Source organism: Oceanospirillum maris DSM 6286 (assembly GCF_000422865.1).
Lineage (GTDB): Bacteria > Pseudomonadota > Gammaproteobacteria > Pseudomonadales > Halomonadaceae > Oceanospirillum > Oceanospirillum maris.
On the sequence record NZ_KE383939.1, the window covers coordinates 1 to 23,404 of the forward strand.

A 23,404-nucleotide genomic window follows, 5' to 3' on the forward strand; every position below is an offset into this window, starting at 1 on the left:
AGGCTGGGTGTGTAAGCGTTGTGAGGCGTTGAGCTAACCAGTACTAATGGCTCGTGAGGCTTGACCATATAACACCAAAATGGTCTGACTTGCTGAAAGAACGAACGATAATCGGATACGCTCGATTACAAAGACTGAATCAATAAAGACGCAATACAGAATTAAGATCTCGATTGGCATCGATCTACAACTTTTTTGCTTGACGACAATAGCGTGTAGGAACCACCTGACTCCTTTCCGAACTCAGAAGTGAAACTGCTCAGCGCCGATGGTAGTGTGGGGTCTCCCCATGTGAGAGTAGGACATCGTCAAGCGCTTATTCTAAAAGCCCGTCTCTTTGAGACGGGCTTTTTTTATGCCTAGGATTTGTGCTATAAAATAACGAGATATAGCCGTTATATAAGATATTATTTGTTATACAAAGTGATATTTAAAACCCATGTAAACATCCTTATGAAATAGTAGGCTATTCAAGGTAATATAAACAGATTAAGAATTTTATTAAGGCCACGCTATCCGTATGAGTGAAAATTCTGCACTAACACCTGATCTAGAAAGAATGATTCAGCAGTTAATTCAAAATGCTGTAGGACAAATGAAAACGGAGCTGGTGACCTATATTGATAAAAAGTTTGAAATAGCGGCACTAACTAGCAACGGATCCAGTAACGGAAATACGAGTCATCATTGTAGTGATGATAACGAGGATGAAGATCCCATTACTCTAAGCATGTTAATGCTTCAGGTTGCTGCTGTTTTTGAGAAATTTGGTCATTACGATGAGATTTACCGTACTTATGGCATTGAAGCTGATGCATTTCAAGATGAGTGTAATGAAACGCTGGATGTTATGCGCTATCAGCTTGACCAGTTTGAGTCTCAGCTTAAGGACTTCCAGAACAGGCTGCACATAGAAGAGAGTGGTGGAGAGTCTGCCATCCGCCACAATTCTGAAATACGGGAACAATTTGATAGCCTGTCTAAAGAAGTCCAAGAGACGCTGAGCCAATTTGATCAATACTTTGATACTCAGCTAAAACAAATTGAAGGCTTACCTGATACGGTTGCAGCATTAAAAATAGAAATTGATAAAAAGCAAAGTAAGAGTGAGTCTCTAATTAAAATGCAAGAGAGTCGGGTTGAACTTATTGCTAAAATTAAGGCTGCAGTTGAAGAAATTAATACCCAGTTGCCAAAGGTTGTTAGTGCTCAAATAGAAAAGGTTAAACAGCCTTAAATAAAGGGAAAGGGGTTTTAGGGATTCGTTAAAGCTATTGGTAGTAAGTTGTTTTCTTGAGCATAGTGTTCTAGGCGACCATCCGCTTTAATCGCTTTAACAAAGGCATTAACTCTTTCTAGCCATTCAGGTTGTCCTTTTTTAACTGCGTAAGCGTACTCGAATTGATCTGTCGATTTCTTTGGGGTTAATAATTTCGCCCAATCATAAATTTTGAGCATTTTTTGGCCATAAGGATAGTCCGCAATAAATACATCTGCACGGCCAGATCGTACTTCAACCTCCCGCTGACTATGCTTTACTACGGTCATTAATTCTGCATTTTTTAAGCGGTGCCGCATGGCACCTTCCATATAGGTTCCTTTTTGAACGCATACAATAACGCCAGGCTGATCCATTGACTCCCAACTGCTAACAATGGGATTTTTCTTGCTTACGACACCGTACATACTACTGCTTAGATAAGGATCACTGTAGTCTATACTTTTAGCACGAGATTCCGTTTTACCAACTCCAAACATAGCAATATCGCACTTTTCTTGCTGTATATCTTGGATAAATATGCCGAAATGAGTCGGTATGTATTCAACGTCGACACCTAAATCGTTAGCGAATTCTTGCGATAAGCCTATATCGATACCTTCTAGTTGGCCTGTTTTCTTATTTTTGTAAGATATAGAGAAATAATCTGGCCAGATACAGACTTGTAATTTACCTGACTGTTTGATTTTTTGTTCTCTGTCTGAGATGGCAAAAGCATGTTGCTGAAATATCACGCTGGGCAAGAGTAAAAATATGGCGGTAAGTGACAAGTGTTTAATGCAATTTTTGCCTAAGGAAGCTAGTCTAAGTCTTTGTCTCATATAGAATTACCCTACTGGTAGCCATGTTAGATAATATACTGGACTGCTATTTTATTGCTTTTTTACGGAACCGATTTGACCTGTGTTATCTAATATCATTTTCTTATTGAAAAATGCTGCTTTGCGCCAAAAGTGGGTACTTCTTACTGCATTAGCTATTTTGCTCTGCTTTTGGCTTGTACTGCAACATACAATGCGACAAGGTGTATCAAGAAGTCTAGCAGAACAGAAGACCAGTAATGCTGTCTTGTTACATGCCCTTGAGGATACGGTTGTGCGATCATTTCAGTCGGTCAATAGCTCAATGTTGACGCTTGCTGAAAGTTTACCTCAGCTTGACTCTCGAGTGGACATTAATAATGTATTGCGTGAGCAATTACGAACATCGCCTCAGTTAAGAGCCATTGATTTGCTTGATACCCGCGGCATAGTGACCGCTTCTGTAACGCAGAGCATCGGCGCTCAATTGCCTTACTCATGCGTAAGTATTCTTAATAATGAGCCATTAACTGAATTTGTGATTGAAGTGCCTAGAGAAGGACGTTATCCCAAGGATCCTTTCGCTTTACACTCTGCCCATAGTCATATCCCATTTTGCGTGCCAGTTCACAATGCTCAAGGCCAGTTATCGCAAGTACTTGTTGCCTCAATAAATCCTCAATACTTTTACAACCTTTTCGCCTCTATTACGGACTCTTTTGCATCGTATATTCACTTATATCGATACGATGGTGAAGAATTACTCTCGACAGGTGCTATTGAGCCTGATATAGCCACGGTGCTAACACGGGTACATGAAAAGAGCTGGGGGCAGTTCCGAGCCCCTATTGCAGGAAGTGAGCATTTGGTGAGCTATCGCTCGACATCCCTACTGCCTTTAATTTTGATATTAGTGTCTGATGAGGCAGAGGCACTTGCTTCCTGGAAGCATGACGAGCGAATGATGCGCTTTTTTCTGCTGATCATTTCAGTCATTACGGTGATTGTGGCTCTCGTGATTGCGACTTTGCTGGAGAAGCGCCGACAAGCTGAAGGGGATATTCATCTATTAAGTACCGCCATTAGAAGTACCGCTAATGCCATTGTTATTACCAATAAAGAGGGTGATATTCATTGGACTAATAAAGCATTCACTGTACTCACTGGATATTCTTTCGAAGAAGTAAAAGGGAAGAATCCAAGAATTTTGAACTCAGGCTGTCATTCGAAAGGTTTTTTTGGTGAATTATGGAGTGCAATTTTATCCGGTGAAAGTTGGAGAGGTGAGCTGATAAACCGGCATAAACTTGGCCATACAATGGTTGTTGAACAAACCGTTACGCCTATTTTTGATGATAACGGCAGTATTGAGCACTTTATTGCGGTTCATGAGGATGTGACTGCACGTAGAAATGCAGAGCAAAAAGCATTGTTTTTGGCTGACCATGACTCTTTAACCGGTTTGCCCAATCGGCGCTATTTTGAACAGCATCTGTATCAAGTCTTTGCCCATACTGATCAAATAGAAATTGCGATTTTATTTATCGATTTAGACCGTTTTAAAGAAATTAATGACACTATGGGTCACGAAGCCGGTGATGCTCTTTTGGCGCATACAACCTCTAATCTGCAGATGTTAATGAATGACGGGGGGCACTTGTTGGCACGGCTTGGCGGGGATGAGTTTGCTATCTTGGTAAGAGATGTCATGAGCCATGGGCAGTTATCTACTTTTGCCAGTGATGTTATTACTGCGGTTGCTAAACCCTTTCATTATGACGATGGCGTATTTAATATCACCTGTAGTATTGGTGTGGCGACAGGGGATATTAACATATCAGATGCATCCATGATGTTACGCCAAGCGGATATGGCGATGTATCGTGCGAAACATGAGGGTAAAAACACCTACCGTTTCTTTGATGACGCGATGGATGCACTGATGAAGCGACGTGTTTTTCTTCAGCAGCAGCTTGAAATAGCCGTGCATGCTAAAAATGCTTTAAGCCTGCGATATCAGCCTCAAGTTGAAGCTAATACAGGGCATGTCTATGGCGCAGAAGCGTTGATGCGTTGGGAAATTGCCGATGGTGAATGGGTTTCACCGGTGGAGTTTATCCCTTTAGCAGAAGAAACGGGTCAAATTTTAGAGGTTGGTATTTGGTTAATGGAGAACTTGTTCCAGCAAATGGCTGAATGGAATCATCGTGGTATTAAGTTCGGTAAAATCTCTATGAATATTTCTGCGATTCAATTAGCGAGAGATTCCTTAGCTGAGCGCTTATTGGGAATGATGACGCGTTTCTCGATCCCCATTGAGCAGCTTTGTGTTGAGATTACAGAAACAACGTTAATGACGAACTCCGATATGGTGATGGATAATCTAAAACAGCTGAAAAAAGCGGGTATTAGCTTATCAATTGATGATTTTGGTACGGGTTATTCCTCACTCAGTTATTTAAAGGCGATCGACGCCAACCATTTAAAAATAGATCGTAGTTTTATTATTGGTATTGGTGGTGATGACTCTGATGAGCATATTGTACGTGCGACGATAGCGTTAGCCCATAACTTGAATCTCGAAACTGTAGCAGAAGGTGTGGATAGCCGAGAGCAGCTAGAGTTTTTAAAGGCTCTATCTTGTAATTATATCCAAGGCTATCTTTTTTCTAAGCCTTTAATCGCCGAAGATTTTGAGCAATTTGTTGAAGAACGATCACTTATTTAAAACAGGAGAGAAATATGCGTAAGTTTATAATCGCCATCGGAGTTATCTTAGGGTTTAACTCGATCGTCGCATCGGCGGAAGAGATAGGTTCTGTTAGTACGGTGTTTAAAATGTTAGGGCCTAATCATAAAATTGTGATTGAAGCATTTGATGACCCTGATATTCCAGGTGTTAGTTGCTGGTTGTCTCGCCCTAAGACAGGTGGCATTAGCGGTGGCTTAGGCTTGGCAGAAGACCCATCGAATGGGTCTATCGCCTGTCGGCAAATTGGTGAGATTGAATTGCCCGATGACTTGGAAGAAGGTGAAAAGGTATTCAATAAGCGTACTAGCCTCGTTTTTAAAACGTTACAGGTGGTTCGTTTCTATGATCGCAAGCGCCATACCCTGATCTATTTGGTCTATTCAGATAAGGTTATTGAAGGTTCACCGAAGAATTCTATCTCGGTGGTGGCTATTCAACCTTGGTTGACTCAGACCCGTTAGGGATCGTTTGCTAGGTCTAGAAAAACAGAAAATAAGAATAATAAGCGCTTAATAGTTCTAAGCCATTAATAGTCAGTTTTCTAACGACAGGTGCTTTATGACGCATGCTCGCAGCCCTCTAAAAGGGCTTAAAATTTTAGATTTTAGTACACTGCTGCCTGGCCCTTACGCATCCATGATTATGGAAAGAATGGGGGCTGAGGTTTTGAGGGTGGAATCACCTAACCGCCCGGATTTGGTTAAAGGGTTAGAACCTCAAATTGAAGGCGCTTCAGCGGCTTTTCATCAGCTTAATGGCTCAAAAAAGGTCTGCTATCTTGATTTGAAACAACCGGGGTCAGTTACCCGCGTACATCAGCTGATAGAAGAGTATGACATTGTCCTTGAACAGTTTCGGCCTGGGGTAATGGAGCGTCTTGGGGTGGGCTTTAATGCCTTGAAAAAGATTAATCCAGAGCTTATTTATTGCAGTATCACAGGCTATGGGCAAACAGGGCTTTATTGTGATCGAGCCGGTCATGATATTAACTACTTGGCATTAAGTGGTTTAGCGGATTACAGTCGTCGAAAAGGGCAAGCTCCTGTTCCTCTTGGTATGCAGGTTGCTGATATTGCCGGTGGTTCACATCAAGCCGTGATGGCTGTTTTATCTGCGGTTATCCAGCGGCAATTGCAAGGTATTGGCCAATATATTGATATTAGTATGACAGATGCTGCCTTCTCACTTAATGGTATGGCTGGAGCCGCAGCTATTGCCGGAGGTGAACAGCCTGCAGCGGAAACAGGTTGGCTTAATGGCGGTACTTTCTATGATTACTATGAAACCCGTGATGGCCGTTATATGGCGGTGGGTAGCCTTGAGCCGCAATTCCAGCAGCGCTTATTAAAGGTGTTAGGGTTGGAGTCTTTACGTGATTTATGTCTCGACTTTAGTGCAAAGGCCCAAGCTACGGTTAAAGCTGCTTTGAAAGAGGTTTTTTTATCGAGGGATTTTGAGTATTGGTGGCAATGTTTTTCTGAAGTTGACGCCTGTGTTGAACCGGTTTTAACCTTTGAAGAAGCTTGTGCTCATCCTCATTTTAAGGCCAGAGGTTCGGTAATCTCGGGTCAACATGCCCCGCAAATGGCTCCCGCATTTATGTTTAAAGACGATACCTGATTGAACACTGGTATTTTATTAATCTTTGAATCATCAATCTTTCAGTTATAAACAGTCATAAAAAAGCCCCAGTATAAGCTGGGGCTTTTGTCATACCGTTCTCACGTTATCTTAAGATCTGTATTGATCGTTAGATTACGCTTCTTGAGCAAGAGGGATAAACTTAGAAGCCGCAGCTTGATAAGATCCGATCTTGTCAAAGTTCAAATAACGGTAAACGTCTTCTGACATGGTATCCAGCTTAGCCGTGTACTCCATGTACTCTTCAACGGTCGGTAACTTACCGATCAGAGCAGCCACTGCAGCAAGTTCAGCAGATGACAGGAATACGTTAGCACCTGTACCTAGACGGTTAGGGAAGTTACGAGTAGAGGTCGATACCACAGTCGTGTTGTCACCAACACGTGCTTGGTTACCCATACATAGAGAACAACCTGGCATCTCCATACGAGCGCCTGCTTTACCGAAGATATTGTAATAACCTTCTTCGGTTAGCTGAGCGGCGTCCATCTTCGTAGGTGGAGCAATCCACATACGAGTTGGGATCTGAGTGCCTGCCGCATCCAGCAGTTTACCTGCTGCACGGAAATGACCAATGTTGGTCATGCACGAACCGATGAAGACTTCGTCGATTTTCTCGCCAGCCAATTCAGACAACAATTTCACATCATCTGGATCATTCGGGCAAGCTAGGATCGGTTCTTTAACATCCGCTAGATCGATTTCGATAACCGCAGCATAATCAGCATCAGCATCGCCTTCCATCAACTGAGGGTTAGCCAACCAGTCTTCCATACCTTTGATACGACGTTCAATGGTGCGAACATCACCGTAGCCTTCTGCGATCATCCACTTCAGCATGGTGATATTAGAATGCAGGTATTCTTTGATCGGATCTTCGTTCAATTTGATGCTACAGCCCGCAGCAGAACGCTCGGCAGATGCATCAGAAAGTTCAAACGCTTGCTCAACCTTCAGGTCAGGCAGACCTTCGATTTCTAGAATACGGCCAGAGAAGATATTTTTCTTACCGGCTTTGGCAACGGTCAGCAGACCTTGCTTGATAGCGTAGTACGGAATCGCATTAACCAGATCACGCAGAGTGATACCCGGCTGCATCTTGGTGCCTTTAAAGCGAACCAGTACAGATTCAGGCATATCTAGGGGCATAACACCTGTAGCCGCAGCAAAGGCAACCAAACCAGAACCCGCAGGGAAAGAGATACCTAGAGGGAAACGAGTATGGGAATCACCACCTGTACCAACGGTATCAGGTAGAAGCATACGGTTCAGCCAAGAGTGAATAACACCATCACCTGGGCGCAGAGATACACCACCACGGTTCATGATGAAGTCTGGCAGAGTATGGTGAGTGTTCACGTCAACCGGCTTAGGATAAGCGGCTGTGTGGCAGAAAGACTGCATGGTTAGGTCAGCGGAGAAGCCTAGGCAAGCGAGATCTTTCAGTTCGTCACGGGTCATCGGACCAGTGGTATCCTGAGAGCCAACCGTGGTCATTTTAGGTTCGCAGTAGGTGCCAGGACGAACGCCGTCAACACCACAGGCTTTACCGACCATTTTCTGCGCTAAAGAGTAACCTTTACCGGTATCTTTAGGCTGTTCTGGGCGTTGGAATAGATCCGTTGGACCTTTAGCCAAAAATTCGCGCGCTTTTTCAGTCAAACCACGACCGATGATCAGAGGAATACGACCACCGGCACGTACTTCGTCTAGAAGTACTTTGGTTTTCAGTTGGAACGTAGAAACAACGTCGTCAGCACCGTGTTTGCACACTTTACCTTCGTATGGGTAAACGTCAATTACGTCACCCATGTTAAGGTTTTCAACGTCCATTTCGATCGGCAGTGCGCCAGCATCTTCCATAGTATTATAGAAAATAGGGGCAATTTTATTACCGAAGCAGAAACCACCCGCGCGTTTATTAGGAACATTCGGGATATCATCGCCGAAGAACCATAGCACGGAGTTTGTCGCTGACTTACGAGAAGAACCCGTACCAACAACATCGCCCACGTACGCAATTGGGTGACCTTTAGCGATCAATTCACGGATCTGCTTAATCGGGCCTTGTACGCCATGCTCGTCAGGGTTGATGCCTTCGCGTTCCATTTTTAGCATCGCCATCGCGTGCTTAGGAATATCTGGGCGGGTGAAAGCATCAGGAGCAGGAGACAGATCGTCAGTATTTGTCTCACCTGTTACTTTGAATACACTTAAGGTGATCTTCTCTGCCAGTTGAGGCTTAGAAGTAAACCACTCGCCTTCAGCCCAAGATTCGACAACAGCTTTAGCGTTTTCGTTACCTTCTTTTGCTTTGTCAGCAACATCATGGAACGCATCAAACATAAGCAATGTGTGCTTCAGCTCAGCTGCGGCAGCTTCCGCTAGATTGGCATCTTCTAGCAGCTCAACCAATGTTTCGATGTTATAGCCACCTTGCATGGTGCCTAGTAATTTAACAGCGTGTTTTCTGTCGATCAGCGGAGAGGCGGCCTCACCTTTAGCAACAGCAGAAAGGAAACCTGCTTTAACATAAGCAGCTTCATCTACACCGGGTGGTACGCGATTGGTGATTAGATCAAGGATGAATTCTTCTTCGCCTGCTGGTGGAGTTTTCAGCAGTTCAATCAGTTCCGCAGTTTGTTCAGCGTTTAGCGGCTTAGGTACAACACCTTCAGCGGCGCGCTCTTCTACGTGTTTGCGATATGCTTCAAGCACGGTAAGACCCTCATCAGTTTGTGCTTTGACCGGATGCATAGAAAGATAGTTTTCTGCATAAAATCAAAGCGTTCGATGTATTCATCGACCTTCTTATCTCGGTGGCATGATTCTAAATTAAAATGTCGACAATGTTAAGTTGAGTGATCGACTGATAAGGTTCAACTTTGGTCGTTGATTTCGATCATTTTATAAGGAATTCAACTTTTTCAGCTGAATTTGATGAGATTTGGGGGGCTATCATCGATAATTTCGGCATAGTAAATATCATGATCCCAATCGCTTAGCGTTAAGCGTTCAAAGCTGTGACCTTTGTTATTGGACTCGATCGCTTCTAACTTGGGTTGATGTGTGTGCCCATGAATTAGGAGTTGAGCACCGTATTGTTGAAGCTGTTTGATCATAGCGTCAGGGCTTAGATCGGTTAGCTCGTAGCCTTCTTGATGCTCTTTGCTTTGAGTTCGTGCCTGTTTGGCAAATGCGATGCGTTGTTCTAATGGTTGGCTTAGAAAGCTATCTTGCCATTTCGGATCGCGCAACATTTGACGTACTTTTTGATACTCAATGTCAGAGGTACACTGCTCATCACCGTGACTTAATAGAATACTTGGATTGCTAGGCAGGGGATATGGGTCATTTAAACGTATCATGCCCGCTTGTTGGCAATAATCTTGACCGATTAAAAAATCACGATTACCAGCCATAAAATAAAGTGTTACTTGATGATGTTCTTTGAGTTGGCGCAGTTTTTCCGCGACGGTCTTGCTGAGATTGTTTTGAGCATCGTCGCCAATCCAAACTTCAAAAAAGTCACCGAGAATATAAAGCTCGTCAGCGGAGGGGGCGATGTTCTCAAGAAAGTCCCAAAATCGTTGAGACACAGGATCATCAAGACTTTTTAGGTGTAAGTCGGAAATAAAGAGCTGTTTCATATCGGCTTAAGCCTTTTAAAAAAGTGTGATTGAAACGGCTTGGCCGAAAGAAAAACGTGTCACATGCTACGTATAACACATAAGGGCTATATAACAGCCCTTATGAATTTGAAACAGCGAATAAATGAGCTATTTATTCCTCTAATAACTCGGCTGATTCAATAATAACAGGCTCAGCAGGTACGTCCTGATGACCTGATTTAGACGTGGTTTTAACTTCTTTAATCTGGTTAACCACTTCCATGCCTTCAACCACTTTACCAAATACGCAGTAGCCCCAGCCTTGAGCATTTTTGCCCGTATGATCTAGGAAGGTATTATCGGCAATATTGATAAAGAACTGTGTCGATGCAGAATGAGGGTCCATGGTGCGTGCCATCGCCAGAGTGCCTACTTCGTTGGATAGGCCGTTGTCCGCTTCGTTTTTGATTGGGTCCTGAGTTCCTTTCTGATTCATCTCAGCGTCAAACCCACCACCTTGAACCATAAAACCATTGATCACGCGGTGGAAAATTGTACCGTCGTAATGGCCGCTGGTAACGTATTCTTCAAAGTTTTTTGCAGTAATAGGGGCTTGCTCGTAGTTCAGCTCAATTTTGATGTCGCCGAAGTTGGTATGCAGAACAATCATGGTATGACCTTTATTCGTGGTTTAATCCGCGTCTTTTGATGCGTTACAGGATGGCTTAATGCTTCACCGTCGCGCTATAATAGCGCTTTTGCGCGTTCGGCAAAAGAATTCAGACGTAACCGGAAACGGTGAGGGTTGCCTAAAGCCTAGGCGGTTGTCATGCGCTGAACGACCTGACCGCTAACGCGATAATTGAGAACGGGCACCCAGCCTAAAGAAATTCACGCGATTATCCAGAGATTTGCTAAAGATTATGAGCAACACTGAAACTACTCCTGCTCCAAATTTTATTCGTACATTGATTCAAGAGGAACTGACTACAGGTCAGTACGAGCAGATTGTGACACGTTTTCCTCCCGAGCCTAATGGTTACCTTCATATTGGTCATGCCAAGTCTATCTGTTTAAACTTTGGTTTGGCTGAACATTTTGATGGTGCTTGTAATCTGCGTTTTGATGATACGAATCCTGAAAAAGAAAGCCAAGAATATATCGATTCTATTAAAGATGATGTTCAATGGTTAGGTTTTCAGTGGGCCGGTAACATCCATTATACCTCAGACTATTTTGACCAGTTGTTTGGCTATGCTGTTGATCTGATCAAAGCAGGTAAAGCCTATGTTTGTGAGCTAAACGCTGAGCAGATGCGCGAATACCGTGGCACCCTAACCGAAGCTGGCAAGAACAGCCCTTTCCGTGACCGTTCTGTTGAAGAAAACCTCGACCTGTTTGAGCGTATGCGTGCCGGTGAGTTTGAAGATGGCAGTAAGGTATTGCGTGCTAAGATTGATATGTCGGCCCCGAATATCAACTTACGTGATCCTATTTTGTACCGTATTCGTCGTGCTCATCACCATCAGACTGGCGATAAATGGTGTATTTACCCAAGTTATGATTTTGCCCATGGCCAGTCCGATGCGATTGAAGGTGTTACGCACTCCGTTTGTACGCTTGAGTTTGAAGACCATCGTCCCCTGTACAACTGGTTTATTGAAAATCTGCCGGTACCAACACAGCCAAAACAGATTGAGTTCTCCCGTTTAAACCTGAACTACACGGTGACCAGTAAGCGTAAGTTGAAGCAATTAGTTGATGAAGGCTTTGTTTCTGGTTGGGATGATCCGCGTATGCCAACCTTAGCTGGGTTGCGTCGTCGAGGCTATACACCAGCATCCCTGCGTAAATTCTGCGATATGATCGGGGTAACCCGTAGTGATGGTGTGATTGATGTCGCTATGCTCTATCACGCCCTTCGTGCAGATTTAGAAGAACATGCACCACGGGCAATGTGTGTTCTTAACCCGATCAAAATCACCTTGACCAATTACCCAGAAGATCAGGTTGAAGAGTTCGTTGTACCTGCTCATCCTGCGGATGAAGCGATGGGTGAACGTGTATTGCCGTTTAGTCGCACACTGTTGATCGACAGTGAAGACTTTATGGAAGATGCGCCGAAGAAATTTTTCCGCTTGAGCCAAGGTAAAGAAGTACGCCTGCGTAATTCCTACGTGATTAAGTGCGAAGAAGTCATCAAGAACGAACAGGGTGACATTATTGAGCTGCTATGCACTTATGATCCTGAGACCTTGGGTAAAAATCCAGAAGGCCGCAAGGTGAAAGGCGTGATTCACTGGGTTTCAGAACCCCATGCGGTACCTGCAGAAGTTCGCTTGTATGAAAACCTGTTTACCGATCCAAATCCAGACAGCAAGAAAGAGGTTAATTTCTTAGATCACATCAATCCTGAGTCTCTTTCAGTAACAACAGGCTATTGTGAGCCGAGCCTTTTGACGGCAGCGCCTGAAACCCGTTTCCAGTTCGAGCGTGTGGGTTATTTCTGCACGGATCGTTATGATCACGGCGTTGATGACAAACTTGTATTTAACAAAACAGTGGGTCTTAAAGACAGCTGGGCAAAAATTCAGAAAAAGGGATAAGTCGTAATGTTACAGATATACAACACCATGACGCGCAAGAAAGAGGTTTTCACACCGATTGAAGCGAATAAGGTCAAAATGTACGTCTGCGGCATTACGGTGTATGACTTGTGTCACATTGGTCATGCGCGCGTAATGGTGTCTTTCGACATGATTACGCGCTACCTACGTCACCGTGGTTACGATGTTAATTACGTGCGCAACATTACGGACGTTGACGACAAGATTATCCGCCGTGCCCAAGAGAACAGTGAGCCGGTTGAGGCTTTGACTGAGCGTATGATTCAAGCGATGCACGATGATGAAGATCGTCTAAATGTATTGCGCCCAGATCACGAACCGCGGGCGACCCATCATATTCAGGATATTTTGGATATGGTGCAAACCCTAATAGATAAAGGCTTTGCTTATGCAGCGGATAATGGTGATGTTTATTATCGGGTGAATAAGTTTGAAGGTTACGGCAAGCTGACCAATCGCAACCTTGACGATATGCTGGCGGGTGCCCGTGTTGATATTCAAGATGCGAAAGAAAATCCGATGGATTTTGTACTGTGGAAAGCGGCAAAAGAGGGCGAGGTAAGCTGGCAATCGCCTTGGGGCAAAGGTCGCCCCGGCTGGCATATCGAGTGTTCGGCAATGTCGACCTGCTGCTTGGGCAATCATTTTGATATTCATGGTGGTGGGCCGGATCTGCCATTTCCGCATCATGAAAATGAGATTGCACAATCGGAAGCCGCTACGGGTGAAACCTACGCGAACACCTGGATGCATGCGGGTGCGGTACGAGTGGATCAAGAAAAGATGTCCAAGTCCTTGGGCAACTTCTTTACCATTCGTGAAGTGCTAGAAAAGTATAATCCAGAGGTTGTCCGGTATTTTCTATTATCGAGCCACTACCGCAGTGGTATCAACTACTCGGAAGATGGTTTAAAAGCCGCCCGCCAATCCCTAGAGCGCTTTTATACTGCTTTACAAGGCGTTGAAGCGGTAGAGGTTGCAGCAGAAGGTGAATGGGCTGAGCGTTTTAAAGTCGCTATGGACGATGACTTTAACACCGCTGAAGCTTTTGCTCTTTTGTTCGATTTGGCTAAGCAGCTCAATATTGCCAAGAAATCCGGTGACAGCGAGCTAGCCTCTCAACTTGCGGGCACTATACTCCAGTTTGGTGGGGTTCTAGGGCTGTTTTATCAGGATGCTGACAGTTTCCTTAAGGGAGAGCCACAAACCGGTGGTTTGTCTGAAAAGGAGATCGAAGCCCAGATTGAAGCCCGTAAACAGGCGCGTCTTAACAAAGACTTTGCTGAATCGGATCGTATCCGTGATGCTCTGCTAGATCAGGGTATTGTGCTAAAGGATTCTCGGGAAGGAACAACCTGGGTACGTGAGTGAGTTTATTGACGGACTAGAATTACGCGCTATCCGTTAAATTCTGTGCGCTAATACCGACTATCCTGTTTTTAGGCGTGCCTATTGTTAGGATTATTCGGTATTAGCGCGCAGGTTTGCAGATTTGAGTGCTTAACGGCCCCAAGGATTAGGGGCTTTAGGCGCCTCAGTCGATTCTTTTACCGTGTCGGCTTTAGGGCTTGATTTTGGCTCGACATCAGTTTTTGCCGGCATTGCATCGGCTTCTTCAATGTCTGTATCAATATCTGAAAAGTCCACGTCCGCTTCTGTCGATTCTGATGCCACTCTAGGTGTATTTAAAGGATTGCTTAAATAGGCAAACGCCGTGGTAAAGGCAGGCTCTTGGAATTGCTTAAGACCTGTTTCACCAAAATTCACGGGCATTGGCGTCTTTTTCAGCTGCTCTTTAATCTGACTTGGCGTTAGAATTGACACGTTAATCTGAGTCAATGCCTGAAGAGCGCCTTCCATTTTAAAACCAACCGCACCACCGGCAAACTTGCCTTTATGTGGGCGCTGGCGTATCACTACACGATCAATTTTATAATCTTCTAATAACTTGGCGAATGATTGCTGAAAATAGCGCATCTGCTGCTGATCATCGCTGTCTTTAATAGTAAAGCGAATTTGACGGCAGTCTGGAATATCAAACAAGTCACCGGATTTAGATAGCAGGCAGATAAGCGCTTCACTGCCCTTTAGTTCAACACCACAAACTTTCATAATGCACCTGTAAACGGAATGTCACGGCATTATAAACCGATTGTCGCTATAAACCCACGTATAAACCGATGACAAGGCTGTCAGTTTTATCGATATTCGCCTAAACGGCCTAATAAACTATTATTTTGGAGTTCACTATGCCTGTTGAACGCTTTTGCCCGACAAAAGAGCTACCTGCAAATAGCTTACTGATACTCTTCGTGGGTAATGACCTTATTACTGACGATGAACAGGAGCCTCTGCATACGGCTCAATCCCTAGCCGAATTTTGGCATAAAGAGCAGATTTTACCGGAGCTTGAATGGCGCTTTGTTGCCCATCGAGACAATTGCCCGGTATACAGCGCTAGAAATTATGAGTGGCAGGATTGGCCCGAGCGATTCCCTGATGATTTTCAGTTAATTGATTTCCGAGCTTTGCTGCCAGCATTAGACCAGCAAGATTTTGAGTTAATAGCCTCCGCTAGCCAGTTACTGACGTGGGATAGCGATCATAATTATTGCAGCCGCTGCGGTACTAAAACCCGAATCCATGTCTCTGAAAATGCCATGTGCTGTGACAGCTGCGGCTATCGACAATACCCAAGAATCAATCCTTGTATCATTGCCTTGATCACTCGAGGGGATGAGGTGCTTTTGGCTCGAAATGCTAATTTCAAGGCTGGCTATTTTAGCTGTGTCGCTGGGTTTATTGAACCAGGGGAAAGTGCCGAGCAAGCGGTACACCGTGAGATTAAAGAAGAAGTGGGGGTGAACGTGAAAAATATCCGTTATCAATCGAGCCAAAGCTGGCCATTTCCGCACTCTCTGATGCTCGGGTTTATCTGTGACTACGACTCCGGTGATATTGAGGTTGATGGCCATGAGATTGTTGAAGCGCGCTGGGGTACGCTTGAGTCTTTCCCGCTAAAACCGGGGCGCTTTGCTATTTCAGGGCAGTTGATGGCCGCCTTTGAGGATTCTCTTTAAAAACCCGTGAGTCTTCGCATTATTTTACAGTCGAGTGAATCCTTAGCATTAAATGCTGCGTAAGCATAAGGTAGAAGCCACGACGATAGTAAGTCGTTCCAACGATAGACAGTCGTACAATGATGATCGTAAGTCGTACAACAGGCTGAAACGCTTAAGCATTAAATGATGAGGATTCACCAATGGACTACCCTCTTATTGCCATCGTGGCCGGTGTAGCGCTGCTATCCGTGCTACTTTCATCTAGAACCACCAGTATCGGTGGTTTTTTTCAGGGGCAATCCCCTAAAGGTGAAGCTCCCAGATTATTAACATTGATTTTTTCCCAAGTAACCACGTGGATCTTTGCGCGCTCTTTAATGAACGCTGCTATTTTAGGCTTTTATTACGGTATTTGGGGAACGCTCGCCTATGCGGCTTATTATTTGTCATTCTTTACTGGTGGAAAAATTATTGACCACCTACGCTTTGAGCGGGGCTATAGCAGTGTTCAGGCTTTTCTAGCGGATCGCTTTGGCTCTACCGGCCCCCGCTGTTATAACGCGGTTATTGGCGTGCGCTTGGTTAGCGAAGTCTTTGCCAATTTATTGGTTATTGGTCTGTTATTTGGTGTTGAAGGCAGTCAGGCTTATAGCTTTGGGGTAGTCGCGCTGGCGCTAGTAACCCTGACCTACTCTATGATTGGTGGCTTACACGCCTCTCTGCGTACCGACTTACTGCAGATGATTGTCTTTATTATCGTCCTCGCCCTTTTAATGGTTATCGCGTTTGCCTCGGAAGCGTTTAGCGCCGATATCTTTGCCTTTAAACCATTTGATATCACTGACCCTGGCCCTGTTTTGCTATTGGTGGCGCTGTTGCAGGTATGGAGTTATCCCATGCATGACCCTGTGATGATGGATCGTGGCTTTTTGGCGGATCGAGAGACCACTCGGAAGAGTTTTTTATATGCGGGCGGGATCAGTATCCTCTGTATTTTGCTCTTTGGTTTACTGGGCGTAATGGCGGGTGCTGGGGCATTAACGGGAGAAAGCCTCAATCAAGCATTAACAAGAATACTGGGCGAATTGCCGATGCTGCTGTTTAGCGCCTCGCTTATTATTTCGGCCATGTCGACGCTTGATAGTGCTTTATCCAGCGCTGCTAAGTTGGCGGTTATCGATATGAAACTGTTTCCCGAAACCCTGCAAAGCGGGCGATCTGTGATGGCATTTTTTATGCTTAGTGGAGTCTTTTTAGTCTTCCTAGGCAATAAGGATCTATTCAGTGCCGTCGCGGTTAGCGGTACAGCTTCTATGTATCTAGCGCCGGTTATCTTTTTTAGTTTATGGGGAAATTATGATGATATTCCCGTTGGCAGCTATCTTGCCAGTTTTGTCCTCGCTTTGGTGGGAGCCGCCCTTTATTTTACGGAGTCCTCTGGCCACAGCGCTCTGTTAGGGGCGGCTCATAAATATACTAAGTTGTTGTGGATCTCGTTAACCGTACTTATTGGGGGTTGTGCTTTCTTTTGGCTAGGGGATAAGCTAAGCACCAGTAAAATAAATATCACCCAAAAGGTGGAGGGTTAGAAGCGATGAAGCAAAATAAAAACAATGATGCGCAAGACCTTGGCGATATCGATCAGCCATTACTGGTTTTTGGCGGGCCTTACAGTAATTTGACTGCAGTTGAAGCGATGCAGCAAGTCGCATCACAGAAGGCTATTCCCGCAGACCGAATAATCTGTACCGGTGATATTGTGGCTTATTGTGCTGATGCGGAAGCAACCACCGCGCAGATACAGGCATGGGGCATCCATTGCGTCATGGGTAATTGTGAGGAGTCTTTAGCCACAGGAGCTTTAGATTGTGGTTGCGGCTTTGAGGGTGATAGCGCCTGTTCTTTACTGTCTACCAGCTGGTACGGTTATGCGGTTCGACAGGTAACGCCTGAGCAGTGCCAATGGATGGGGCGTTTACCTCGCGCCCTTCGCTTTACTATGGCAGGGCGACAATTCCGAGTGATTCATGGAGGCGTTGACCAGATCAATCGTTTTGTTTTTCAGGGTTCAGGCCCAGAGGTCTTCAAGCAAGAGTTGGAGAAAACAGGGGAGGATATCGTTATTGGCGGTCACAGCGGTCTGCCTTTTCAATATTCTCACGATAATCGATATTGGTTGAACGCGGGTGTTATTGGTATGCCTGCTAATGATGGCACGCAAGATGGTTGGTATATGTTACTGACACCTTCTGAGTCTTGCGCAGATACGCCCTCGAAAGAAAAATCGATTGAAGTCAGCTGGCATCGATTATCTTACGATGTTACTGAAACACAGCAAAGAATGATTCAGGCAGGGCTTAATACACCCTATAAAGACGCGCTGGCAACGGGGCTGTGGCCGAGTATGGATGTGCTACCTGAAGATGAGCGCAGCAAGCAAGGACAGCCTTTAATATTAGCCTTAACCGTTATCTGTTAGGTCTAAATGTTCCTTAACGGGGTTCTTGGCCGGGTTCTTTACTGCAAATTTTAGCGGCTAATTTCTGCACTCGTTTACCCATGACAAAAATGATCGTAAAAGCTACCGGCCAAGCAACAGTGAAGGATTTTGCCCAACGACCCGGCAGGCCACTATCAATACCCGTATTATAAGACGTGATGACTCCCGTCATAATAAACACCATCAAGATTGACATTAAAAATGGGGCGACAATGGGGAGATATCTTTTTGGTAACATTATGGTTTCTCTAGTTTAGATTCTAGCTGGCGAGACACATTAATATCATGCGGTTCTAATGTAAAGCCTGTCAAAAAAACTGCCGTCGATTTTAATAATCAAAATCTGACGGCAGCCTCTACTGTTTAGCAAGCCTTATAGTTCAGCCATATAGTTCAGCCATTTGCTGACTGACGATCCGATTTTTGGTTAAGACGTTGCTTTATCGTCAACGCTATTGACGCTTTTATCAATGTTTTCGCTGGGTTCTGGCTGCTCGGGTTTGCCGATTAAGCTGCGGCGCTCTTCATCCACTTTAATCAGTCTAACCTTAATCACATCACCTAAACGGTAGCGAGTGGCACCTTCTATAATGACCTGACCGGAGTTGTTATCCAGAGTCATTGCCTTGCGATCTTTATGGATCATACTGCCCGGAATAAAAGGCGCAGCCCCATTTTCAAGTAGACGAACCCGCATACCACCACGGCTAATATCAAAAATCTCACCGTCGAAAAGTGTTGCTTCTTCAACCGCAGGTTTTAAGAATTGCGTATACAGCCAATGGCAGGTATCTCGCTCAGCTAAACGACTGGAAAGGCGCTGCTGATCCATTAGCTCACCCAGAGCATCATCCGGTTTGGTTAGAGGCTCACCGGCTAAAATCTGTTTGATTAAACGGTGGTTGACCAGATCACTGTATTTGCGAATAGGTGATGTCCAGGTGGCGTAGCCTTCCAAGCCCATACCATAATGAGGTGCCGGTGTGTTCTTTGACAAGACATAGCCTTGGAAGCGACGTAATCGAGCATCGAGCCACTCATTATCATCAGCCATTAATTGCCGACGGAAAGCACTATAGCCCGACAAAGATGCCAAGGACTCGGCACTAATGTCATAGCCTTGTTCTTTAGCGATAGCGGCAACGTCTTCTATTTTTTCTGGCTCGTAACCAACATGGGTGTTGTACATACCCGTATCATGTTGAGCAAGGAAGCGAGCGGCACAAATATTAGCGAGAATCATTGCCTCTTCCACCAACTTATGGGCAGTACGACGTTGATCCACGATAATAGCCACCACTTTGCCATCGTTGTCCAGTTTAAAGCGGTAGTCAGGGCGATCCTTGAAAACAACGGCATTTTCACTACGCCATTGCAGGCTCGCTTTAGCGATCTCTTGTAGCGCCGTTAAAGGTGCTTCAATCTCAGCGTTAACAGATGGGGACTGCTGTAGCGGCTCGTCTTCTTCTAGCCAATTAGAGACCTCATCATAACTCAGCTTCGCTTTGGAGTTTATCCACGCGCTGAAGAACTCAGGTTGATCTGAAAGCGTGCCTTCAGGGCCAATTAAAACTTGGCACACAAGGGCGGGACGCTTTTCATTCGGTTGCAAAGAACAGAGTTCATCGCTTAGCGTGCGCGGCAGCATAGGAATATTACGGCCAGGCAGATAAGTCGTATAGCCCCGCTCCCGGGCGATGTTGTCAACATCGGAACCAGCAGTCACATAGGCTGAAGGATCGGCAATAGCCACTGTTAGCAGCCAACCGTTATCACGTTTCTCCGCATGTAGTGCATCATCCATATCCCGAGTACTTGGGCTATCGATGGTCACAAGGGGCAGTGCGGTAAGATCGCGGCGCTCTAACGGTTGTTCCAAAAGACTGAAAGCGGTCTCGGTAATCGGAGCATCTGCAGAGAGCTTATGACGTGCCAAGCTTATTAGCCAAGGCAGGTTGCTATCCTCTGCGGCGGCGATACGCTGCACGATCTGGCTTTGAAACGAGCCGTCACGTAGCGCATGCTTTTCAAGCATCGCCACAACCCAATCGCCCTCCTTAAACTGCTCTTTGGTGAGCGGTGCTAAAGGCTGAGCATTTAAGGCTCGATTTAAAAGGTGATGTTCTGGCATCACCTGTAGTTTGTTTTTAAGGAAGCAGACACGGCCAATAAAGCGAATCAACGACGCTTCAGTAAGACTTTCCAGTTCAGCGGATTCTTTACCATCATTACTGACGAGGCGTGCTTGCACACGGTCACCGTGTAGTACCTTGCGCATCTCCGGTGGGGGAACAAAATAGCTTTTCCCTTTATCCGTTTCTAGAAAACCATAGCTCTTTTCAGTCGCTTTAATTTGGCCTTCAATTCGAGGAGCGGACTCCTGAAGATTGTTCTTAAGTTGTTTAAGCAATTCTAGGTTCTGTAGCATGGAGTCTTATCTGGCATCAGGTAAATAAGCTTAGGATGATAGTGCTCTTGAGTGACAAAACCAATATTTTTCCGAAATAAAGCGGTACGGCATACTTGGTAAGGTGTTCTTAACCCATTGATATTTTTATTAAATTCTATAAATTTTCCCGTTTCTACCTTTTGGTCAGTGATCTACTAAAAGTCCTGTGTGACAATAAAGCACTCTTTTTTGTCCGGCACAGACAATAAAGGGGCGATTATATTTAGGTTTATTCAGGCTATTAATAATGGAGCAAATTAAAATGAAATGGGTAACTCCTGATCTATGTGACACCTATCCAGAGCTGGTACAAGCCGTTGAACCGGGTTTTGCTAACTATGGCGGTATTGATTCTTTTGGTGGCCAAATGGTCACAGTAAAATGCTTTGAAGATAACTCAAAAGTGAAAGAACTGGTGGATCAACCGGGCGATGGCAAGGTGATGGTTGTTGATGCTGGTGGTTCATTCCGTTGCGCGATGCTGGGTGATATGTTGGCAGAGAAAGCGGTCAAAAATGGCTGGGCTGGCATTGTGATGTATGGCTGTGTGCGTGATGTTGATGTTCTGGCAGAGCTTGAGCTGGGCGTGCAGGCATTGGGTTCTCACCCTATGAAGAGTTTGAAAAAGGGGATCGGTGATGAGGGACTAGAGATCACTTTTGGTGGCGTTACCTTCCGCCCAGGAGAGTATCTGTATGCTGATAATAACGGCATTATCGTTTCGCCTAAACCGCTAACCATGCCGGAAGCTTAATGATCCGCTTTTAAGGGCGATCCGTCCTTAAGGTTGATCGTTTAGCCAATACGGTTAGTACGTTTGTATTAGATAGCCTGCTTGATTTATTAAGTGGGCTATTTTTGTTTGGGAAATAGGTTTTTATCGTAATTTTTAGGTTAATCGTCTGATTAGCAAGTAAACTTCAGCTCCATTTAAGCTTTATTGCTTAGAGTTAATGATTCTTAACAAAACTTTAAACCGTATGAATGGTTCTAGCGTATTCAGCTGGTCGATGTTGAATTATTCTGTGTGAATTAAATAAAATATCTAGTGTCCATCTTATCTTGAGTCATCATTTTTGTGTAAGACCCAAGTAAAATTAACAGTGAAATGAGCCATCTTGTGCATGAATTGAATTTTGTACCCTGCTTTGCTCAGGGGCTAAAGAAGAAAACGCTATTGTTAAAAACATGCCAGAGTGTTACTGCTATCAGTCTTGCGGTTTTAGTCGGCTGCACTTCTTTTGAGTCGCGGGAGCATCCAGATCTTCAAACGATGGGCGTGCCTGATCAGTTTCAATTATCAAGTGGGCAGGGAAACACCATTAATCCGGTAGTGGCCGATAGCGTTGAGTCTCCTATCTTGGCCAATACACAGCAAACTCGCTGGGTAAAAATCTTTAATGATTCCGGCTTAACGGTACTGGTTGAGCGAGTGCTTGCAAACAACTCTGGGCTTGCGGCAGAGGCCGCTAAGGTGAAAAGCGCAGGGGCGGGTCAGATTCAAGCGGATGCAGCCCTTTACCCCACGTTGGATTTAACGGGCAGTATTAGCCAAAGCCAAACTAACGATGTTCAATCGAATAATAGTAGTGTTAGCTTAAAAGCAGGATTTGAGCTGGATATTTGGGGCAAACTGAGTGCCAAAGAGCAAGAGGCGAGCCTGGACTATGCAGCGGCCCGTGCGGACTTTTCTGAATCAACCTTGGCACTTACCGCTGAAACCGCTAAGGCTTGGTATAACCTAATCGCCCAGCGCCAGCTACTCAATATCTACCAGCGTCGAGAAGATACCCTAGCGAATGCGCTGACCGTGATCAAGCAAGGTTATGGTAATGGCTTAAAGGAGGTTGAAGACCTTTATAGCGCCCAAGACAACCTTCAGTCAGAACAGGATAATATTGCGGCTCAACAACAGGTGGTGAGCGAGCAGGTTAGAGCGCTACAGGTTCTACTAGGACGTTACCCTGATGGCCGCTTACTGCATGAAACTGAACTGGAGTTACCTGCTTTACCGCCGTTGGCCTCTAAGGTGATGCCTTCTGAGCTAATTTCTCGCTCTCCATCGCTACAGTCCGAATGGCTATCACTTTTAGCCGCTGATGCAGCATTAGCCGCTGCCCATCGAGATCGTTTCCCTAGTTTATCGCTAAGTGCCTCTGTTGATCAGAATATCGACTGGAATTTGATGGCGAGCCTTACCCAGCCACTTTTCAATGCCGGTAAACTGGCTGCGGCAGAAGATCAGGCCGAAGCAAATGCACAGCAGCTAGAAAAGCGCTATCTACAAAGTTTATTCTCAGCATTTGCCGATGTTGAAAACGCGTTGATGCAAGAGACAACCTTGCAGCATCGACGCAATATTTCTGAGAATAATCTTCAAATAGCCCAGCAAACAACAACGTTAACGCTTAGCCAATACAAGCTAGGGCTGGTTGAGCTTGATAGCCTATTGATGGTGCAAAAAAATATGCTGGATGCTGAGGCTCAAGTGCTTAATGTGCATCTTCAACAGATTGAAAACCGTATTGAACTGTATCGGCTAATGGGCGGGAATGCTGAGACGCCTTCTGTTGCAAGCAAGGCCGAGACTAAAATCTCAGAGACACTGTGATCTTTCAGAAATATAAGAAAAATTCAGAAACACAGTGATTCTTTTTAGCGACTTTTACTTATTAGATTGAAC

18 protein-coding genes and 1 rRNA gene are annotated in these 23,404 nt (G+C 44.9%); 12 read left to right on the top strand and 7 right to left on the bottom strand.

Features of this window, described 5'->3' with window-relative positions; translation table 11 throughout:
• The first annotated feature begins 198 nt into the window (after positions 1-198).
• Together rrf and G517_RS0116845 are read left to right on the top strand one after the other, a co-directional pair.
• Positions 199-314, top strand: a 5S ribosomal RNA gene (gene rrf / locus G517_RS0116840).
• Between the two features lie 206 nt (positions 315-520).
• Complete coding sequence (locus G517_RS0116845; protein ID WP_028305370.1) at positions 521-1,237, top strand: hypothetical protein; 717 nt, start codon at positions 521-523, stop codon at positions 1,235-1,237.
• Positions 1,238-1,254: 17 nt separating this feature from the next.
• Here G517_RS0116845 and G517_RS19790 read toward each other — a convergent pair whose 3' ends face one another.
• Complete coding sequence (locus tag G517_RS19790; RefSeq protein WP_051206539.1) at positions 1,255-2,100, bottom strand: ABC transporter substrate-binding protein; 846 nt, start codon at positions 2,098-2,100, stop codon at positions 1,255-1,257.
• A gap of 82 nt (positions 2,101-2,182) precedes the next feature.
• Between G517_RS19790 and G517_RS20375 the strand changes: the two genes are divergently transcribed.
• The 3 genes from G517_RS20375 (at position 2,183) to G517_RS19800 (ending at position 6,451) form a co-directional block, all read left to right on the top strand.
• A complete protein-coding gene (locus G517_RS20375) occupies positions 2,183-4,807 on the top strand; it encodes a bifunctional diguanylate cyclase/phosphodiesterase (protein ID WP_051206540.1) in 2,625 nt (874 codons plus the stop codon).
• A 14-nt stretch (positions 4,808-4,821) separates the two neighbouring features.
• A complete protein-coding gene (locus tag G517_RS0116860; protein ID WP_028305371.1) occupies positions 4,822-5,292 on the top strand; it encodes a CreA family protein in 471 nt (156 codons plus the stop codon).
• Positions 5,293-5,389: 97 nt separating this feature from the next.
• Complete coding sequence (locus tag G517_RS19800; protein WP_051206541.1) at positions 5,390-6,451, top strand: CaiB/BaiF CoA transferase family protein; 1,062 nt, start codon at positions 5,390-5,392, stop codon at positions 6,449-6,451.
• 135 nt (positions 6,452-6,586) lie between these two features.
• On the opposite strand, the gene acnB is transcribed toward G517_RS19800, so the two are convergent.
• From acnB to G517_RS0116880, 3 genes are all read right to left on the bottom strand, one after another.
• Positions 6,587-9,190 (bottom strand): bifunctional aconitate hydratase 2/2-methylisocitrate dehydratase, encoded by a 2,604-nt coding sequence (gene acnB / locus G517_RS0116870; RefSeq protein ID WP_028305372.1) that lies wholly within the window; start codon positions 9,188-9,190, stop codon positions 6,587-6,589.
• Between the two features lie 209 nt (positions 9,191-9,399).
• Positions 9,400-10,122 (bottom strand): UDP-2,3-diacylglucosamine diphosphatase, encoded by a 723-nt coding sequence (locus tag G517_RS0116875; RefSeq protein ID WP_028305373.1) that lies wholly within the window; start codon positions 10,120-10,122, stop codon positions 9,400-9,402.
• A gap of 133 nt (positions 10,123-10,255) precedes the next feature.
• Complete coding sequence (locus tag G517_RS0116880; RefSeq protein ID WP_028305374.1) at positions 10,256-10,753, bottom strand: peptidylprolyl isomerase; 498 nt, start codon at positions 10,751-10,753, stop codon at positions 10,256-10,258.
• A 253-nt stretch (positions 10,754-11,006) separates the two neighbouring features.
• Between G517_RS0116880 and G517_RS0116885 the strand changes: the two genes are divergently transcribed.
• Both G517_RS0116885 and cysS read left to right on the top strand, forming a co-directional pair.
• Positions 11,007-12,689 carry a glutamine--tRNA ligase/YqeY domain fusion protein gene (locus G517_RS0116885; RefSeq protein ID WP_028305375.1) on the top strand — a complete coding sequence of 561 codons (1,683 nt, stop codon included), beginning with the start codon at positions 11,007-11,009 and terminating at the stop codon, positions 12,687-12,689.
• Between the two features lie 6 nt (positions 12,690-12,695).
• On the top strand, positions 12,696-14,081 hold the full coding sequence (gene cysS, locus G517_RS0116890) for a cysteine--tRNA ligase (protein WP_028305376.1): 1,386 nt from the start codon (positions 12,696-12,698) through the stop codon (positions 14,079-14,081).
• A 129-nt stretch (positions 14,082-14,210) separates the two neighbouring features.
• On the opposite strand, the gene G517_RS19805 is transcribed toward cysS, so the two are convergent.
• Positions 14,211-14,822, bottom strand: coding sequence for a DUF3010 family protein (locus G517_RS19805; RefSeq protein WP_084632381.1), 612 nt, complete (start codon positions 14,820-14,822; stop codon positions 14,211-14,213).
• 137 nt (positions 14,823-14,959) lie between these two features.
• Here G517_RS19805 and nudC point away from each other — a divergent pair, with 137 nt between their 5' ends.
• The 3 genes from nudC (at position 14,960) to G517_RS0116910 (ending at position 18,251) form a co-directional block, all read left to right on the top strand.
• Complete coding sequence (gene nudC / locus G517_RS19810; protein ID WP_051206542.1) at positions 14,960-15,790, top strand: NAD(+) diphosphatase; 831 nt, start codon at positions 14,960-14,962, stop codon at positions 15,788-15,790.
• 182 nt (positions 15,791-15,972) lie between these two features.
• The gene (locus G517_RS19815; RefSeq protein WP_036592030.1) at positions 15,973-17,361 is read left to right on the top strand and encodes an SLC5/6 family protein; all 1,389 of its coding nucleotides are present in this window, start codon (positions 15,973-15,975) and stop codon (positions 17,359-17,361) included.
• Positions 17,362-17,366: 5 nt separating this feature from the next.
• On the top strand, positions 17,367-18,251 hold the full coding sequence (locus tag G517_RS0116910) for a metallophosphoesterase family protein (protein WP_028305377.1): 885 nt from the start codon (positions 17,367-17,369) through the stop codon (positions 18,249-18,251).
• A 13-nt stretch (positions 18,252-18,264) separates the two neighbouring features.
• On the opposite strand, the gene G517_RS0116915 is transcribed toward G517_RS0116910, so the two are convergent.
• Both G517_RS0116915 and G517_RS0116920 read right to left on the bottom strand, forming a co-directional pair.
• A complete protein-coding gene (locus G517_RS0116915; protein WP_028305378.1) occupies positions 18,265-18,510 on the bottom strand; it encodes a DUF2798 domain-containing protein in 246 nt (81 codons plus the stop codon).
• Between the two features lie 189 nt (positions 18,511-18,699).
• Positions 18,700-20,700, bottom strand: a complete 2,001-nt coding sequence (locus G517_RS0116920; protein ID WP_028305379.1) for an exoribonuclease II — start codon at positions 20,698-20,700, stop codon at positions 18,700-18,702.
• A gap of 283 nt (positions 20,701-20,983) precedes the next feature.
• Between G517_RS0116920 and rraA the strand changes: the two genes are divergently transcribed.
• Both rraA and G517_RS0116930 read left to right on the top strand, forming a co-directional pair.
• Complete coding sequence (gene rraA, locus G517_RS0116925) at positions 20,984-21,475, top strand: ribonuclease E activity regulator RraA (RefSeq protein WP_028305380.1); 492 nt, start codon at positions 20,984-20,986, stop codon at positions 21,473-21,475.
• Between the two features lie 366 nt (positions 21,476-21,841).
• The gene (locus tag G517_RS0116930; protein WP_169447923.1) at positions 21,842-23,332 is read left to right on the top strand and encodes a TolC family protein; all 1,491 of its coding nucleotides are present in this window, start codon (positions 21,842-21,844) and stop codon (positions 23,330-23,332) included.
• Positions 23,333-23,404: the final 72 nt, after the last annotated feature.

Bases quoted from the DNA above. Each gene is read 5' to 3' on its own strand.
- G517_RS0116910 (WP_028305377.1), top strand. From the start codon at position 17,367: ATGAAGCAAAATAAAAACAATGATGCGCAAGACCTTGGCGATATCGAT.
- nudC (WP_051206542.1), top strand. From the start codon at position 14,960: ATGCCTGTTGAACGCTTTTGCCCGACAAAAGAGCTACCTGCAAATAGC.
- G517_RS0116860 (WP_028305371.1), top strand. From the start codon at position 4,822: ATGCGTAAGTTTATAATCGCCATCGGAGTTATCTTAGGGTTTAACTCG.
- cysS (WP_028305376.1), top strand. From the start codon at position 12,696: ATGTTACAGATATACAACACCATGACGCGCAAGAAAGAGGTTTTCACA.
- G517_RS0116875 (WP_028305373.1), bottom strand. From the start codon at position 10,122: ATGAAACAGCTCTTTATTTCCGACTTACACCTAAAAAGTCTTGATGAT.
- G517_RS0116880 (WP_028305374.1), bottom strand. From the start codon at position 10,753: ATGATTGTTCTGCATACCAACTTCGGCGACATCAAAATTGAGCTGAAC.
- G517_RS0116845 (WP_028305370.1), top strand. From the start codon at position 521: ATGAGTGAAAATTCTGCACTAACACCTGATCTAGAAAGAATGATTCAG.
- rraA (WP_028305380.1), top strand. From the start codon at position 20,984: ATGAAATGGGTAACTCCTGATCTATGTGACACCTATCCAGAGCTGGTA.
- G517_RS0116915 (WP_028305378.1), bottom strand. From the start codon at position 18,510: ATGTTACCAAAAAGATATCTCCCCATTGTCGCCCCATTTTTAATGTCA.
- G517_RS0116920 (WP_028305379.1), bottom strand. From the start codon at position 20,700: ATGCTACAGAACCTAGAATTGCTTAAACAACTTAAGAACAATCTTCAG.
- G517_RS19800 (WP_051206541.1), top strand. From the start codon at position 5,390: ATGACGCATGCTCGCAGCCCTCTAAAAGGGCTTAAAATTTTAGATTTT.
- G517_RS19805 (WP_084632381.1), bottom strand. From the start codon at position 14,822: ATGAAAGTTTGTGGTGTTGAACTAAAGGGCAGTGAAGCGCTTATCTGC.
- G517_RS19815 (WP_036592030.1), top strand. From the start codon at position 15,973: ATGGACTACCCTCTTATTGCCATCGTGGCCGGTGTAGCGCTGCTATCC.
- G517_RS0116885 (WP_028305375.1), top strand. From the start codon at position 11,007: ATGAGCAACACTGAAACTACTCCTGCTCCAAATTTTATTCGTACATTG.
- G517_RS19790 (WP_051206539.1), bottom strand. From the start codon at position 2,100: ATGAGACAAAGACTTAGACTAGCTTCCTTAGGCAAAAATTGCATTAAA.